At 46.7% G+C, this 14,915-nt stretch carries 10 protein-coding genes and 1 CRISPR repeat array; all 10 genes read right to left on the bottom strand.

Translation table 11 applies throughout. The features are described 5' to 3' along the window. Positions 1-197 precede the first annotated feature (197 nt). On the bottom strand, positions 198-1,217 hold the full coding sequence (locus D9736_RS09430; RefSeq protein ID WP_130258210.1) for a fimbrial protein: 1,020 nt from the start codon (positions 1,215-1,217) through the stop codon (positions 198-200). 11 nt (positions 1,218-1,228) lie between these two features. After that, positions 1,229-3,715 (bottom strand): fimbrial biogenesis outer membrane usher protein, encoded by a 2,487-nt coding sequence (locus D9736_RS09425; protein WP_130258209.1) that lies wholly within the window; start codon positions 3,713-3,715, stop codon positions 1,229-1,231. 14 nt (positions 3,716-3,729) lie between these two features. Beyond that, complete coding sequence (locus D9736_RS09420) at positions 3,730-4,410, bottom strand: fimbrial assembly chaperone (RefSeq protein ID WP_130258208.1); 681 nt, start codon at positions 4,408-4,410, stop codon at positions 3,730-3,732. A gap of 55 nt (positions 4,411-4,465) precedes the next feature. Beyond that, complete coding sequence (gene yehD / locus D9736_RS09415; protein WP_130258207.1) at positions 4,466-5,014, bottom strand: fimbrial protein YehD; 549 nt, start codon at positions 5,012-5,014, stop codon at positions 4,466-4,468. 380 nt (positions 5,015-5,394) lie between these two features. Continuing rightward, entirely contained in the window at positions 5,395-5,949 is a 555-nt protein-coding gene (gene cas6f, locus D9736_RS09410) for a type I-F CRISPR-associated endoribonuclease Cas6/Csy4 (RefSeq protein ID WP_130258206.1), read from the bottom strand. 10 nt (positions 5,950-5,959) lie between these two features. Further along, on the bottom strand, positions 5,960-6,961 hold the full coding sequence (csy3, locus tag D9736_RS09405) for a type I-F CRISPR-associated protein Csy3 (RefSeq protein WP_130258205.1): 1,002 nt from the start codon (positions 6,959-6,961) through the stop codon (positions 5,960-5,962). A gap of 10 nt (positions 6,962-6,971) precedes the next feature. Beyond that, positions 6,972-7,895, bottom strand: coding sequence for a type I-F CRISPR-associated protein Csy2 (csy2, locus tag D9736_RS09400; RefSeq protein WP_130258204.1), 924 nt, complete (start codon positions 7,893-7,895; stop codon positions 6,972-6,974). Beyond that, complete coding sequence (csy1, locus tag D9736_RS09395) at positions 7,892-9,199, bottom strand: type I-F CRISPR-associated protein Csy1 (protein ID WP_130258203.1); 1,308 nt, start codon at positions 9,197-9,199, stop codon at positions 7,892-7,894. Before csy1 ends, csy2 begins: the two co-directional genes overlap by 4 nt. Before the next feature lie 327 nt (positions 9,200-9,526). Continuing rightward, complete coding sequence (gene cas3f, locus D9736_RS09385) at positions 9,527-12,760, bottom strand: type I-F CRISPR-associated helicase Cas3f (protein ID WP_130258202.1); 3,234 nt, start codon at positions 12,758-12,760, stop codon at positions 9,527-9,529. Then, positions 12,757-13,740: a type I-F CRISPR-associated endonuclease Cas1f gene (cas1f, locus tag D9736_RS09380; protein ID WP_130258201.1), complete on the bottom strand. Its 984-nt coding sequence runs from the start codon at positions 13,738-13,740 to the stop codon at positions 12,757-12,759. Before cas1f ends, cas3f begins: the two co-directional genes overlap by 4 nt. Positions 13,741-13,911: 171 nt before the next feature. Beyond that, positions 13,912-14,903: a CRISPR direct-repeat array (repeat unit 28 nt; unit sequence TTTCTAAGCTGCCTGTACGGCAGTGAAC). Between the last annotated feature and the right edge of the window lie 12 nt (positions 14,904-14,915).

The raw sequence follows: 14,915 nt of genomic DNA, 5'->3' as shown, positions 1-14,915 counted from the left end.
GTTGGACAGACCGCGAACGCAGTGAACGGGCTGCCCGCAGGGCGAGCGAAGCGAGTCAATCCCCGCCTCACCGCCATATTTTAAGAAGAGCTCGTACGAAAGTACGGGCTTTTTTTTCACATTGATGTGCCTTAAATAAAAAACACGTACTTCCTCTTCGAAAGTACGTGAAAATCAGTGGCTGATTACTATACCCACTAGTCGTAGGATACGGCAAATATGGCTTTGCTTTGGACTTCTCCAGGCTGTAGTGCTTCCTCATTCACGCGGACATATTTCGCGGTAATCGGGAAGGTGTACTGATTCTCAATGGCCGCCATTTTAGTTAGTTTGTTCATCAGAGTATCACCCAGCTTTAGCGGTGTCGTTTCGTTACCATTATAAATCTGGAACCCAACCCCCTTAGCACCATTAAGCGATGTGTTTTTCAGAATGGTTCCACTATCATCCCATTCACCGCGCGCAACTTTAAAAGTCACTGGATTAGTCGTGACGTTATAAACACTGTCACAATTTAAAACCAGATCTATAGAACCTGATTTTGTGTTATTGGCAGATTGCATCTCACTTATCGTTGTTTCTGGCATTCTTATTTCGTAAGTCGGTTGCGAGAAACTACAGGTTGTAGGTTTGTGTTTTGTTATATTAACATTTAAATTCTGTTGATAAGCAGCATCTGTTGGTAACCTATTGCTCACATAACATATAAAATAAAAGATAATGTTTTGATAGCAAAAATTAGTTGCTGAACCATTTTCAAATGGAAAGATAACCGCCGGAGCATTCAAGATGAATGAATTAGAATATACTGTTTGAACATTCGCATTACTTTCAGGCGATTTTATATATGAAGCTGTTAATGCTATACTTTTATTATTAATAGTATCGTTAACTGAATAAGTTTTCCTATCTCCCGTGTCAACAGGAAATCCATCTCCGACATCAAGATTAAACTTAATATAAATTGATTGATTGCTGTTTTGATTTTCTTTCATCTCTACAACATAATTATCTAATGTTTTAAGCACATTCACCTTATCTTGAGCCGAATTACATGTGAATTCCCCCGTCAGATTAGGAGAAAATGTAACCGTTGCATTTCCCGCAGTTAAGTCTAAATTAACTCCCTGTATTGCAGTAGAATTTCCGTTGATAGTACATTTAGCCTGCCCCCAAAATGGCAAAGCCAGTAAAAACAAAAAACAATATTTCTTCATAAACAAATCCTTTAACGACAAATATAAACTTTATTCTCATCAATAACGTTATCAAAGGTAATAGTGCAGAATTGTTCCTGCTGTTTATTAACCGAGACGCGAATCGACGCGGGAACATCATTGGTGCGAATAAATATCCGGCTTCCCTGTCCTACTAAGCCCACATTATTGCCGCTTTCATCTTCAACCTCATAACCAAACGGCAACGGAGAGCCATCAGGGCGTTGGGAGATGAAATACCAGGGCTTGCGTTTATCAGTCTCAAACTGCGTCATCACTACCGCACCACGATAAGGAACGGTGTTTTTACGGTTACCCAGTAGCGCCACGTCGCTTTTACTGTCGGCAATATCCAACATCAACGTATTTTCACGATACGGCGTCAGGTTGTCATAAATAGCGTAGCCTCTGCTATCCGTGGTCAGGTAACGATATCCCTGCACCGCCGCTCCCTCCAGTCCCGGCGCTTTGACGATGGCGAACGTATCGGAAAGTCTGGGAGCCAGTGCCACCCCGTCCGACCACGCGACTAAACCGCCTTGAATATTAGCGCTAACCTGTTGATATCTTTTCGACTGGCTATAGCTGCCACCAATAGTCGCCAATGGCGCACGCCAGGTCAGGTTTCCACCTGCTGTTGTTTCGCTGCCCTGGTGTTGATGGCTTAAGTTAGCCCCGTAGCTGAACTGATCGCGACTCCCCGCTACACCGCTGAGGCTGGTATTATTCGACCGATAGCCGTCTTTATCAAAAGTGGTCGAGTTAGAAACAAATAAATCTCGTCGTTTTTCAGTGATTCCATCGCCCCACGAGAAGGGAATTGAGAAATATAAGTTAATGCGTCTATCTTCGCGGTTATCTTCATCGTAGGTTTGGCTAACAGACAAGGTATAACTAAGGCGTTCCCAGGAGTTCGAATAGCTGAGTTGATAATCTTTCCCTGTCCCGCTGCGTTCCCAATAATCCCGCCATTGACCGCTGACCGACAGATATCCCCAATTTTCCGGTAATGACTGATTTATATTTACAGAAAAGCTGTTCTTACGACCAAAATCGTACTGATAATAGTCGGCGATATCATAAACTGAGTCATCTTCTCGATTATAGCTTTTCCTGCTATTTGCCCACACGTGATCGTTAAAAGTACGATAATCCCGAGAAGAATAACGCCAGGCCGCCAGCGAAAATTGCGTTCCACTTTGAGAGAGATATTTGTTCCAGGCAATCTGATAACTTTGACCATTAAACACATCACCGTTATCTTGTTCACTATGGGAATGGGTAAAATCAACCGATACAGCACCAATCGGTGTATTCCATCCCGTGCCGAGAACAAACGATGAGTAATTATCAGACAACTGCGTGCCAGCATAGAGAGTCAGCAAATTATTAAGGCCATACTGATAGCTTCCCTGAATAAAATCTGACTGATCGCTGGCTCCCTCGATACGACTACGTCCGGCAGCAAATTCATATTTCGAAACGCCCGGTTGCAACATATTTGGTACAGATGAATAAGGTACACGATAACGCGATACCGAACCGTCAGCTTCTTTAACGGTAACTTCCAGATCTGCACCACCACCAGCAAGTTGCAAATCATCAATGGCGAATGGACCTGGCGGAACCTCTTTCTGGTAAACCACAAAGCCATTTTGTTCGATAGTGACAAGTGCGTTACTTTGGGCAACACCACGCACCACTGGAGTAAAATTCTGTTTAGAGTTCGGCAACATCTGCATATCGCGCCATAGGCGTACACCGCGAAAACGCACGGAGTCAAAAACATCAGAACCGGTATACATTTCACCAGCACGCAATGTGCCAAGAATTTGTGGAATTCCGCGCTCCAGATATAACGTGTTACTCTTCCATTTACCGCTGCTCTCGTCACTTTTCGTATAATTTGCATTTGAATGCAACTGCCAGCCCAGAAGATTCAAACCACTATTCAGATTTAAATAGCTACTTTTATTATCTCCTCCGTGCTTATAATTACTGTAATACTGACTGGCATAATAAGACGTATATAATGCGTTAATCCCGCGATCCCATGCCTCAGGCGGGACATATCCGCGTTCATACTCAACGACATAGGCTTGGGGTACACTTAACTTCAGGTTAAAATGCCCAATATCATAGTCAACGCTGCCGCCCTGTACCGCTTCCCGAAGTGGTACACATTCCACGCTTTTATCGATATTAATGCCTTCAGTGAGGATACCTATTTGCTTTAACTGCTCCCAGGATAAACATGTTGCATCTGGATCGTCTTTAATATCGACATTATAATGTCCGCGCCACTGATTATTCAGGTATACATCCATATCATAGATACCGGGCATCGGCTTATCACTATCAATATGATAGTCAGAAATTTTTTCCCCATTTAATCCGCCAATCATAAAATGGGTGTCAAATGTTTCATCTTCCGCCCATGCAGACGAAGTTGCCAACACCGACAGGATAGCCAGTGTAATAGAATTAAGTTTAGACATAATCAATCCCTGATCTATTTGACGGTTTTTACTTTTTCACTCAAATAGTTTCCATGATCATCAATCAGCGTAACATTGTACTGGCTAACAACGGAAGATGTGGTGACGGTCTGTTCTGACCAGGGTGCTAGTACCAGAGTTTCTTTATTTAATTTGGCATTACCTTTCAGTTCAGGAATAGTTATCCAGTTCGCTGAATTATTTTTTATATTAATACCATTACTGACAGTTCTGATATTCAGTCGAGAAAAACTTCCTTTATCGACACCAGCTATACCCTCCGGACGATAAATAAATTTGATGCGGTTTTGCATCGCAAATTTAATCTGGTTTTTACCTTCATTTTTCTCACTATTAGGTGGAATGTCCAGTACATTGAGAAAGAACAAGCTTTCGCGATCTTTAGGTAGGGTATTCGCCAATTTTTTGATCTTGAGTTGTTGTCCTTCGCCACCTTTTATGTGAGTTACCGGTGGCGTCAACACGAACGGGACGTGAATTTTTTCTGGAGGCTGGCTTGTATCGCCATCATCAATCCATGACTGAACCAGGGCGCTACGATTACCTTCATTCATTAACTGAACGGTAATCTCTTTTTTCTGTTCTGGATAAATAACACGAGTGCCGTAGATATAGACACCACCCCACGCAGGCGTGACCATGCCGGCCAGCAAGAAGGCTATAAATTTTTTCATGATAACAATCCTTGTTATTGAAAATCGGCGACCGAAGCCGCCGATAAACACGGTATCAATCTGTCACGACAGTCATTGTCAGTGCAGAGTTAACCGGGCCAGAAGTCACCGTATCACCTGATTGCGCGTATTTCGCACTGAAATTTAATGTATATTCATTAGATTTATCTAGTACTAACTCAATACTTTTATCACCTTCAATCTTTTGAGATTGCCCATCTGCACTCTCATAGTAGACAGCAAAACCAGCACCATTTGGGTTTGCCGCAGTATTAATGGTGATATCGCTACGATTTGCATCAAACTGACTTCTGGAAAACGTAATTCTGGGAGTCTTGCCTTCTGAACATTTAACCGTCAGCGGTACAGTTGTCTTATTTGAATAACCATTGTAGATAAATCCGGCACTTTGATCTTTAAATTGATCTTCACCAATATCGTTCATAGCAATCGTAGCCTGGCTATTTCCGATAAATTGACAAGTAGTTCCAACCACATTACCGGTAATAACTAACTCACCCTGTTCACTCCCCTCCTCTGCAAAAGCCCCTGCGCTCATAAAAAGAGAAGATAATACTGCAACTGCAATAATTGAACGTTTCATAGTCTATTCCTTAACTAATTTATTCCAGGTGATTAAGAGTCTTTGTCCTCTCGGAAATGAATTTCGCAAATTACATTTTCTATCGCAATGTAAACAAGTTGTTTTCGTGATTTAAATCAAATTATAAAAAACACATACCCAGCAAAAAATACCCATAAAAACATTTTCCTTGTTTACTATTCGGCATTATTTGATGTCTTTGCACGGTAGATTAATACGTATAATTAATTGCGGATTGCTTGTTTTAAATAAATATCCATATACTGATGAAAGTGTAGGGCATTGAATTCTTTATTCTATTTCCAGCCAGAAATCGGCTTTTCAGTAGACAAAAAGACCTGACGGTAAGGCCAGGTCTTTTATACATTACAACTAACCAATCAAAACCAGGGAATAGTAGCGGTTGCGCTTAATCCATAACTACTGAATACCCCTTTAACCGGTTCTGTACGCAATTCCCCGTGTCGGATAAACAACTTGAACTGTTGCTGACTCGACAAACTCTTCATATTAAGAAAAGGTAAGTCGGTCCGCTGTTCAGCTTGCGTCGCCAGTCGCTCAATCGCCTGTTCTTCAGTAAGCCAGCCTTTTTTCACTGAACGCCTTAACAGACGCTGAGGGTTACTTTTTACCTGTACACGACTTACGACTCGCCAGCCTTTAATTTCAGGAACTGGCGTGACAGGCGAACATTGGCAGTAATCCGTCAGCCCTTTACGCCACGTCGAGGCTTCAAGTTCTTGCAATGCGGGGGCACTGCCGTGCAAGCGTAAACGCGCTCCCGGCGTAACATTCACGTCCGGGAAACTCACGCCGATATCACCTTGCCCTCTTGCACCTAATGCCCGATGCAATTTGGCAAATAACGCCGCCATCAACATTTCGCTCGAAAATTCAGGATCTGGCAGAACGCGGATCTCAAGGTAGTGATCCATTGGCAGCTCCTTATTCCGATTTCTCACCAAAGACACCGCCACGAATCAGCACAGCCATCACGTAGTGCTGCTGATCAACGTCTGGTTTGACTCCTTTCGTCACCCAGTTGTCTAGCAAGGTGTAAAAATCGAGTTTTTCTTTCGGTTGGCGGCAAGCAACACCGCGGCTGGTTACTGAACCATAAGGCTCCACGGCGATAGCCCCCAACTCATCAACCTTCGGATGCCAGGTATCAATGGTGCGTAAAGCATTGCCAATCTTCTGGGAGTGAATACCAGCAATGCCAGCCACCTGATATAACACACGACTTTTGCTACTGTTGCTGTCGAGTACCAGCTCCTGCGACGGGAAAACTTCTTGCCCGGCACCAAGACGAACCTGCGCTTCAACGGTAAGCATTACCCACTCTTTTCCGCTCAATCCTTGTTCAATCGTTGACGCCAGTTTCGTAACGCTACTCTGGCCCTGTTCAAATTGACGTAAAGAGAAGTCATGGCTGTTAAAAGTCCATGATTTGTCGTTAGCGGTGACTTTCACCTGAATTTGCTCGGCACCGATACGGTTACGCCACAGAAAACGACCATTTGCCAGATTCAGGGCATAGCGAAGCGCCAGCTCTTTAAAGCCATGTTCACTGATATAACCTTCAATAACGCCGGAAAGCGCCTCCTGATAGGCCATATCATTACATACTGACGGTGTGGATAAATTACCCAGCACGCGCAGCGTAAACATCACTTTTAGCGTATCCGCATCAACCGGAAGCGAGGCTACATCTACCCGCTGCAAGTTGGCTTTTTGGATTTCTGCATTCAGCTTTAACGCATTACTGGAAATTGCATCTTTCAGGCGATTGGAGATGGTTCCGCGAACGGCTTTCTCCTGAATCTCAATAGGTTGCCATTCATTTCCTTGCCAGTTACCTGCGTACATCACTGCGTCAGAGGTTGCCAGTTTGCGCTCAAATGCCAGTACTGACGCCGTTTTTACTGCTACAGGGGCCTTTGCCATAATTATGTCCTTATTCTGTATCGTCATCTTCATTAATCGTAGGGTCATCAACGACTGGTATTGCCGAGCAATAGTAGCCAGTGTCCGTTGTACGGTAACGCCACATCAGCGGTTGCAAGCCAGTAATACGATGTAATCCGCGCCATTCGCCAATGCCATAAACTGCTTCGGCAAAGGCAAATGGTGTTGAGGTATCGCGCGCATTTTCAACTTCACCGGGTGCGTAAACAGGAGAAATGCGTTGGTAGCCACACATTAACGGTACCAGGAAACCAGGCATTGGCTTCGGCTGGTATACCCATTGTGCGCTGTTGTCTTCTGCCGGAGATTCGGCCTGATATTTAACGGCAGCAAAATCAAGCCAGGCATCAAGCAACGATATATCGGGATGTTGTTGGTGATGTTCAGCCAGCCATTCACTGCGATCGTAAAGCGCATAGCCAGGCATTAAACGCCAGATGATTTTACGCAGTTGCTTTTCATCTTCAGGCGCATGAAAAAGCTGCGGTTCGCGCATGTCAACAATGCTGCCGCCCGCCAGTTTATGGCTCTGGCAGAGCATTTTCAGATGGTCGCAAAGGGCTTTTCTGCCATATTCGCCATTGGTAATTTCGCCATTACATTCAATCAGCAGAGAAACCGTCAGGTGCATACGGCCCTCTTCATTGAACGAGGCGGTTTTACCTTCTCTGGTTAATGGGTTACGGGTGAGAGCGAATTGAAAATCGCGCCCGGGGCTGTACGCCTGAATATGCTGTTCATGGCTTACTACCGCACAACCGTCAAAACTTACGCCAAATTCATCCACGACTTTGCGAGAAAGCGCATGGACATAACCGAGAAAATGGGTCATCGACGGGAATCCCCAGGTCAACCCGGAGACGGCGTTAGCGTTTTCGATGCGTACATGGGGTAACAAGAGCAGATAACTCATTTCAGCGCCTCCTGCAAAACGGCTTCCATTTCACGCATCCGTTGAGTAAACAGGGACTGACTGCGCCACTCCCTTTGCTCGACAGCACCGACATCGAAACGGGCTTTTTTCAGGCGATAGTTCAGCCAGCGCGCGAAATCATCGGCTACCGTCTCTTGCCAGTCGTTTTTCTCACGCTCCTGTTTGAAAGTCTCATCTGAGAGGCTTCGCCACGGGTCCAGCCAAAGTTGTTGGTGGCGAGGTAAGTCTGGTGATTGCGCGGACCATCCCTGCCATTTTTCTTGCTGAAATGAAGACGCCTGCATGAACAGCAGATCAATCAACTCATCAATATATTTCGCCCGCGCAGTTCGGATATGAACATTATTTATGTCAACCTTCAGCAGGTAAGTCATTCGGGCGATGATGCCTGAAGCCGCCCGATTGAAATCGCCGCGTAGGGAAAAAATACTGCGCATGTTTTGTGGCGCGCGATCCAGCGTCGCCCAGGTGGGCGGCATTGATGGCAACAGCCAGACACGGCCACCACGCACACTATTGAGCAACGAAATATTCTGCGGTTTTGTGCCTCCAAAATGCATTTCGGCAAGATTAGGAAACCAGATATCTGGCTGGGAGTGCCATTTTCCTGCTTTGCGGGCATCGCGAATGGCTTTCGATTCCTCACTAAAGCGCACGGCGGTTAGCTTTTCATACATCGCCTGCGCCAGCGAGCTGGAAAACAGTGGGCAAAGCAGGTGATAGCCATCATCGACAGGGAAATAGATTTGCTTCGAAAGTTTATGCGCTTTAATCCACTCCGAAGCATATGCTTCACTAAAGCATTCAACCCATTGTTTTAATTGTTCAACATCCAACGCAAAAGCATTTAATGATTGATAATCGCCACGTTTTAAACTGGCGAGTAATGAATCACCGTTGACTTTCGTTAGCAGTAGCTTTGCAACATCAAAAACGGCTGCGTTACCTTCTGCATCCTCTTTAATAATTGCCAGTGATGCTGTATTTAAATATCCTTCGCTGACGAATTTCTCCAAATAACGCCCATATGCTTTGGAGTCACCATTACTATATTTTGTCCCGTGGGAGATTATCCTTATAGTACGAACACGGTTCGCCGCATCCGTTAACCAGTTACGTGGCAGGTAGCGTGCTTCGAGTTCCTGTCGCTCCAGAGCTATAACGCTTGCGTCCTCGCCCTGCTCCAACCGCTTTGCTGCTTCTTTTTCAAAGGCTTCGATTTTGGGTTGCCTTCGCGAAGCGATGTAGTTAGTAATAAATTGTATTAGCGCCGTTTTTTCCATCTCGGCTCCTATCGTTAATCCATCAAATTGAAGTTGCTCCCTGACTTCACTGAAAAATCTCCGTAGCCCAACATGGCTTCAGTACAACGACGCATACAGCAAAAGGGGCAACGCCCGTGGTGATTAACATGAATTATCATCCTAGAGTTATCTTCGGTTTAATTTAACTACGCCACATGTAATCACCTGGCGTTATATTAACATAATTCACTATTTGCCACACAATGATTTAATGGCTAACATTAACGCACTGCCATCGGCAGCTAAGAAATAGAGGTATCTCCGGATACGGACTTGTAAACTGCCGTACAGGCAGCTAGCGCCCCATCACAGGTTGCGAAACACACCTAACCAGGGGTGATAACGCCAGTCATCGACCGCATCTTCTTCACTGGCCGGTACTCTCACTTCAGCAAACATTTCTCCAACACGCTGTATTTCACAACTTTGCTTATCAGCTAAATTCAACAAAACGTGTTGGTAATCCATCACGCCCCAGCAAGCGACACCGCTGGCACATCTCACCTCTTCTCGCCTGAAATTCCCTTGCGCTTTACGCTCGTTGTCGCCCGTACGGGAATAGAAACGCGCTTCGCTTTCTTCATCATCCATATGCAGAAAAAACACCGCCTCCGGCAAAGGGGAATAACGAAAAGGCGTCTGGCGCTGCATCCAGCCGTTCCAGCTTAGCGGTGCACGCCACCATTGCGCCGCCACCACATGTTTGCTTTTACTGCTCATCAATTCGGCGGATAAACGACTATGTTCTAGCTCCGCCAGTTTGTTGTCATTATTGGCAGACAGGATCCGCGGCAAGGCGTTAATCGTCCGGTAGTCCGCAATCGGAATCAGTTCGCAAATATCGTGGCTATTCAGCAAGTGTTCTTTTGTTTCGAAACCAGGCTTACAAAATGCGGGGGCTTTTTTCTGCAATGATTTGATATTGCTACGCAAAATAACCAGATTCTCACTGGTCGGCACATTTCTACGGTGGCGCTGAATACGTCCGGCAAATTGAATTATCGAACGCATGGAGCTTGGTTCGATAATTCCCCAGTCCGCATCCCAGTCACGCCCCACTTCGATAACCGATGTCCCCAACACCACAAACAGATGGTGCGATTCCGGACGGTTATGTAAGGCATCTGCGATATCTTCGTTGTTCCAGAAATCGAGTTCGTTATGACGAGTAAAAGCGCGATCCAGTCGCTTCTCAATATCTGAACGCACCGCCAGCGGATGTCGGGAGTGGTAAACACAGTAATGAATGCAGACATCTTCTGGTGAAGGAATGGCAATCAGGGATTTAGTCACCGCAACCAGTGGATTGATATTCGCGAAGCGCACCAGGCCCAGCGAAACGGTTTTACCGCTTTCGTGTCGCTGGCGATGCGCCTGATGCAACTTCAGCATTTGCGTATGCACCGTCTGGGCCACACTTTCGCTAACGTCTTGTATCGCGCTTGATGCAGATGAAATTGAAGCAACACGTCCGAAATGCAGTCGCTCTTTTTCAGCCAGCATCACCGCTCGCCGTGCAACAAATTTTGCATGTGCATCACGAAACCCAGGCCCGTCGCAAATTTGCGTTGCATCAGCATCTTTTTCATCAAACCAGGCACAGCAGATATTGACGGGCCTGCCGTTGGTACCACAAGACGTCTGCCACATTTTACGCCCGGCGAGATAAGCCGCGAACAACGCCTGAATCAGCCCTGGCGGTAGCGTCGCCGAGGAAAGTAATACCCGCGTTCCCAGCATCCCGGCCCAGTTCATCAAGCGACATACCGCATGAAGATCGGCAATATCAAAGTCATCAGGTTCGTCGAGCACTAAATCACTGGTTAACAGGCGCAACATCGCCGGAAGCTGTTTCCCGCCACGCACACCCTCGGTCGCGGAAATAAGATGATCAATCGTCGCGACCAGAATCGGCGCGCTCACTAACTCCTTAAGTTTGCTGTCATCCTTCAACCATTTTTCCAGCGCCCCGGTATGCAGGCTGCCTTCGTACTTAACGAACTGTTGCTCCTCTGCTGGCGGCTCTTGCGAAGCACTTCCGCAATCATTGTCTATTTTTTCCTGCTGCCACAGTTGCTTAACTGCCGCCGAACCAATCAGTACCGCCAGCTCATCCTCACCCAGTCCAAGCCGACTGCGCAGAGCATCGCCGGTTTGCAAAGTCAGCGTGCGCAATCCCAGCGCAACGGTAAAGCGGCACCCTTCTCGCTCGTCGGCAAGTGCATACATAATGCGGGCGTTCGCAAAGGTTTTACCACACCCCGTCGAAGCCATATTGACGCCGAAAAATCCCTCTTCACGACTTCGTTCACGTAGCGCTCGCGCCACATCCCAGGCTTTATCTTGCCAGCGATATTTCACATCTGTGGCCCGCTGGCTAAAACCTTTATGTCGGGCAATTGCCGGAAGCGATGCCCGTGTGTGCATCAGTTGCCGCCCAAGCAGATACGCATGATGCGCGACGCCCACAAGGTGCTCGTCTACCCGTTGTTTGAGCGTGCCGCTTTGGCGATCGCTATTTGCCCAGACGATATATTCCGGGTCCTGCCATTTTTGCTGCGCGTCATTAGATGAATAGTAGTGATCGGCAAGCATCAGGCAAAAACGCGCCATATGTAAGGGGAACAACTGTTCCATCTGCCCGTATGTCTTTAAACCGAGCGCGTTGCTTGCCCGGCGAGAAATCTGACGCGCTTTTTCCCGCCAGCTCGCGCTTTGAAGCGGCGTTCCTGATGGAAACTGCCAGACTTGCTCAAAATCCTGTTGCGTCCAGTCATTCTTGCGGTGGTTAACGGCATTCCAGTCAGCATTCAGTTGCTTCTCCAGCCAACTTTCACAACCTTTGCATGATTGTTCCGGCTGTGGAGAAAGATTCTCCGGCATTCGATGATGGGAAAGGATCAGCCAACCTACCGTCCTGGCTAGCGGTTGCAGCGAACTGAATGGACTATTTGAAAAATGAGGCGTGTCTTTTTGCAGACGTTCAAGAATCGCAACTTCATCATCTGCCGTTAATTCCCCGAGTTTCTCCAGCCACACATCGTCTGGCTGTTCACCAACAAACGCCTGGAAAAGCCGCAATGAGATCCATTCATGTCGGTAAGGTTGATAACTTCGTGCGCTCTTATGGGTCAGGCTTTGCTGAAAGCTGCGTCCTGCTTTACCAAAATCATGAAACAACCCGGCGATAGCCGCCAGCAGCGCAATGCTCTCTGCGCATTGCCAGCGATTTTCTTCCTTGTTCACCAGGCTGATTTGGGTTGTTCGATTCGTGGGAACGCGTCCCTGTGCATTAAAACGACGAATATTACCCACAATCCACATCAACTCCATTTGCCCGTTCTTTTTCAGCCAGTGACATGCCACTGCGGTATTTCGCCTGGCAGTTTTGCGCAGTAAACGGCGGAGTGTATTAACGCCTTCCAGAGTAATCACTGTTTGCCATGCGGCATCACCTGTACGTTCAGCAAACTGATCAATAATACGGCAGCTTTCCAAGCGAGCATTTTTTGTACAGCGCGAGATAATCAGAACATTCATTGATCAGCCTTAGCCAGTGCCTGGGCCGTATCTTGCAAAGAGGTGATCATGACATCCAGAGCATCTGCTTGTTGAAAGATATTGATGCAGCGTTGACGAAACTCCTGAGCATCTTCTCCCGCCATTGCGGCAATAAATGCTTGTGGCATAACCAGGGCATCTTTAATCAGATCGGCAAGGTCAAAAACGAGGCCGCCGCGACGTGTTTTACCGTGCATTACTGCTAAACCATGCGGGATCCCGGTTACCCACGCCGCCACTGCCGCCAGCCCATAAGCCAGATAATTCCCCTGATCGAGAAAGCGGTTGGCCATATCAATCCCACCGCCCCGTTTTGCGCGAGTAAAGTCGCCATAGCCCACGGTTTGGCTCACCATTTTGTAGAGTGCTTTGGTCAATTTGGCCTCTACGAGCATAAGCTGCGTATGGTTTTCTGCCGCGTCTATTTCTTCACGAGTACGATTTAGTAGGGTCTGCAGTGCATTAGCATCAGGCTGAAAGGCGTGTTCACGCTGCATTTTCGCGCTGGTCCAGTGCTTATCGATATGTGTCAGGCGGATTAACTGAAAACGTTTCGCGGCGGCAAGTCGTTTATCTTCAGCAAACCAAAAAGAAACCCACTGCTGAAGATATTCAGTAGGACGATATTCGCTTTGCGGACTGAGCCAGGAGACATCAACATCAACTTCATTTGCCGAATACAGCGGCGTGCCATTCGTACCACAAAAGCCCACCATCACCCCGGTATGGGCAAATTCACGCATCGCCGCCTGAGTAACGGATGTTCCCATCCCCAACATCAATGCCGTGGTATTCGCAATGGGGATATTCCAGTAGTACGACTCCTTACCTTCACTGGTAACATATTCCACTCGCCCACCATTCACCTGCACCCGGCATTTTTCCAGATAATAAATATTGGCGCGTTTAGAGTGGAGAATGGTTTTGAGGTCAGATGGAGTAAGGTAATTGGAAGACATAAACACATCCTGTGATTATTTTTATTTGAAGGAGTTAGGATTAGTACAGCATTGATTTCTGTGTGAGAAATTGATTTCTATCGCAATTATCACAATTGTTATTGCGTGTTGCAGCTAATGGTTCGGAGTTGAGAGCGCCATAACGCAGCTAAATTTCTGCCATCATCGTATTTGTGAAACTGCCTGTGCGGCAGTGAACGATGCATCTGACCCCGATTACATTGCTCAACATTTCTAAGCTGCCTGTGCGGCAGTGAACGATTTGCTGGATTCAGTTGCCATTATGCACACTTTCTAAGCTGCCTGTACGGCAGTGAACTTATCTTCTGACATAACGCCTGCTCCGGGGTGTTTCTAAGCTGCCTGTACGGCAGTGAACCATTTTTCCAGCCGATCTGCGTGTCTTCTACTTTTCTAAGCTGCCTGTACGGCAGTGAACTAACAGGTTTGTTTGATTAGGTACTGGCGGGATTTCTAAGCTGCTTGTACGGCAGTGAACTTGGGCGGACTAAAACTAATTTGACCGGCAGCTTTCTAAGCTGCCTGTACGGCAGTGAACATTAAGATTAGCCAGGCGCGCCATCATGCGGGCTTTCTAAGCTGCCTGTGCGGCAGTGAACGCACAATGGTAGTAATATTAAATATTCTATTTTTTCTAAGCTGCCTGTACGGCAGTGAACATATAAGCGCAGAGGGCGCATCGTGCACCCCTGTTTCTAAGCTGCCTGTACGGCAGTGAACCTTCTCTGCTGCTAGATGTGCCGTCCCATAATTTTCTAAGCTGCCTGTACGGCAGTGAACGATTATTTTAAACCGGCAATAACACACACACCTTTCTAAGCTGCCTGTACGGCAGTGAACGCTGGGCTCGATGCGGTTTCGTGTATCGTTTGGTTTCTAAGCTGCCTGTACGGCAGTGAACGCTATACCCCCTTTTCGCTCCGTAAATGTCATCTTTCTAAGCTGCCTGTACGGCAGTGAACACTCAGTCCGGTTCGACAGCCTGGTCGACTCATTTCTAAGCTGCCTGTACGGCAGTGAACCAAATTCGGTGTTGTTTTCCGCCAGGTATTCTTTTCTAAGCTGCCTGTACGGCAGTGAACGTACCGTTTTTGCACCTTTTGCGGCATTCATCTTTCTAAGCTGCCTGTACGGCAGTGAACTCAAATACTACA

It is taken from the genome of Escherichia sp. E10V10, assembly GCF_004211985.1.
In the GTDB taxonomy this organism is placed as follows: Bacteria; Pseudomonadota; Gammaproteobacteria; order Enterobacterales; family Enterobacteriaceae; genus Escherichia.
Note: the sequence above shows the minus strand (reverse complement) of the source record. Positions and strands in the feature narration are given on the sequence as shown.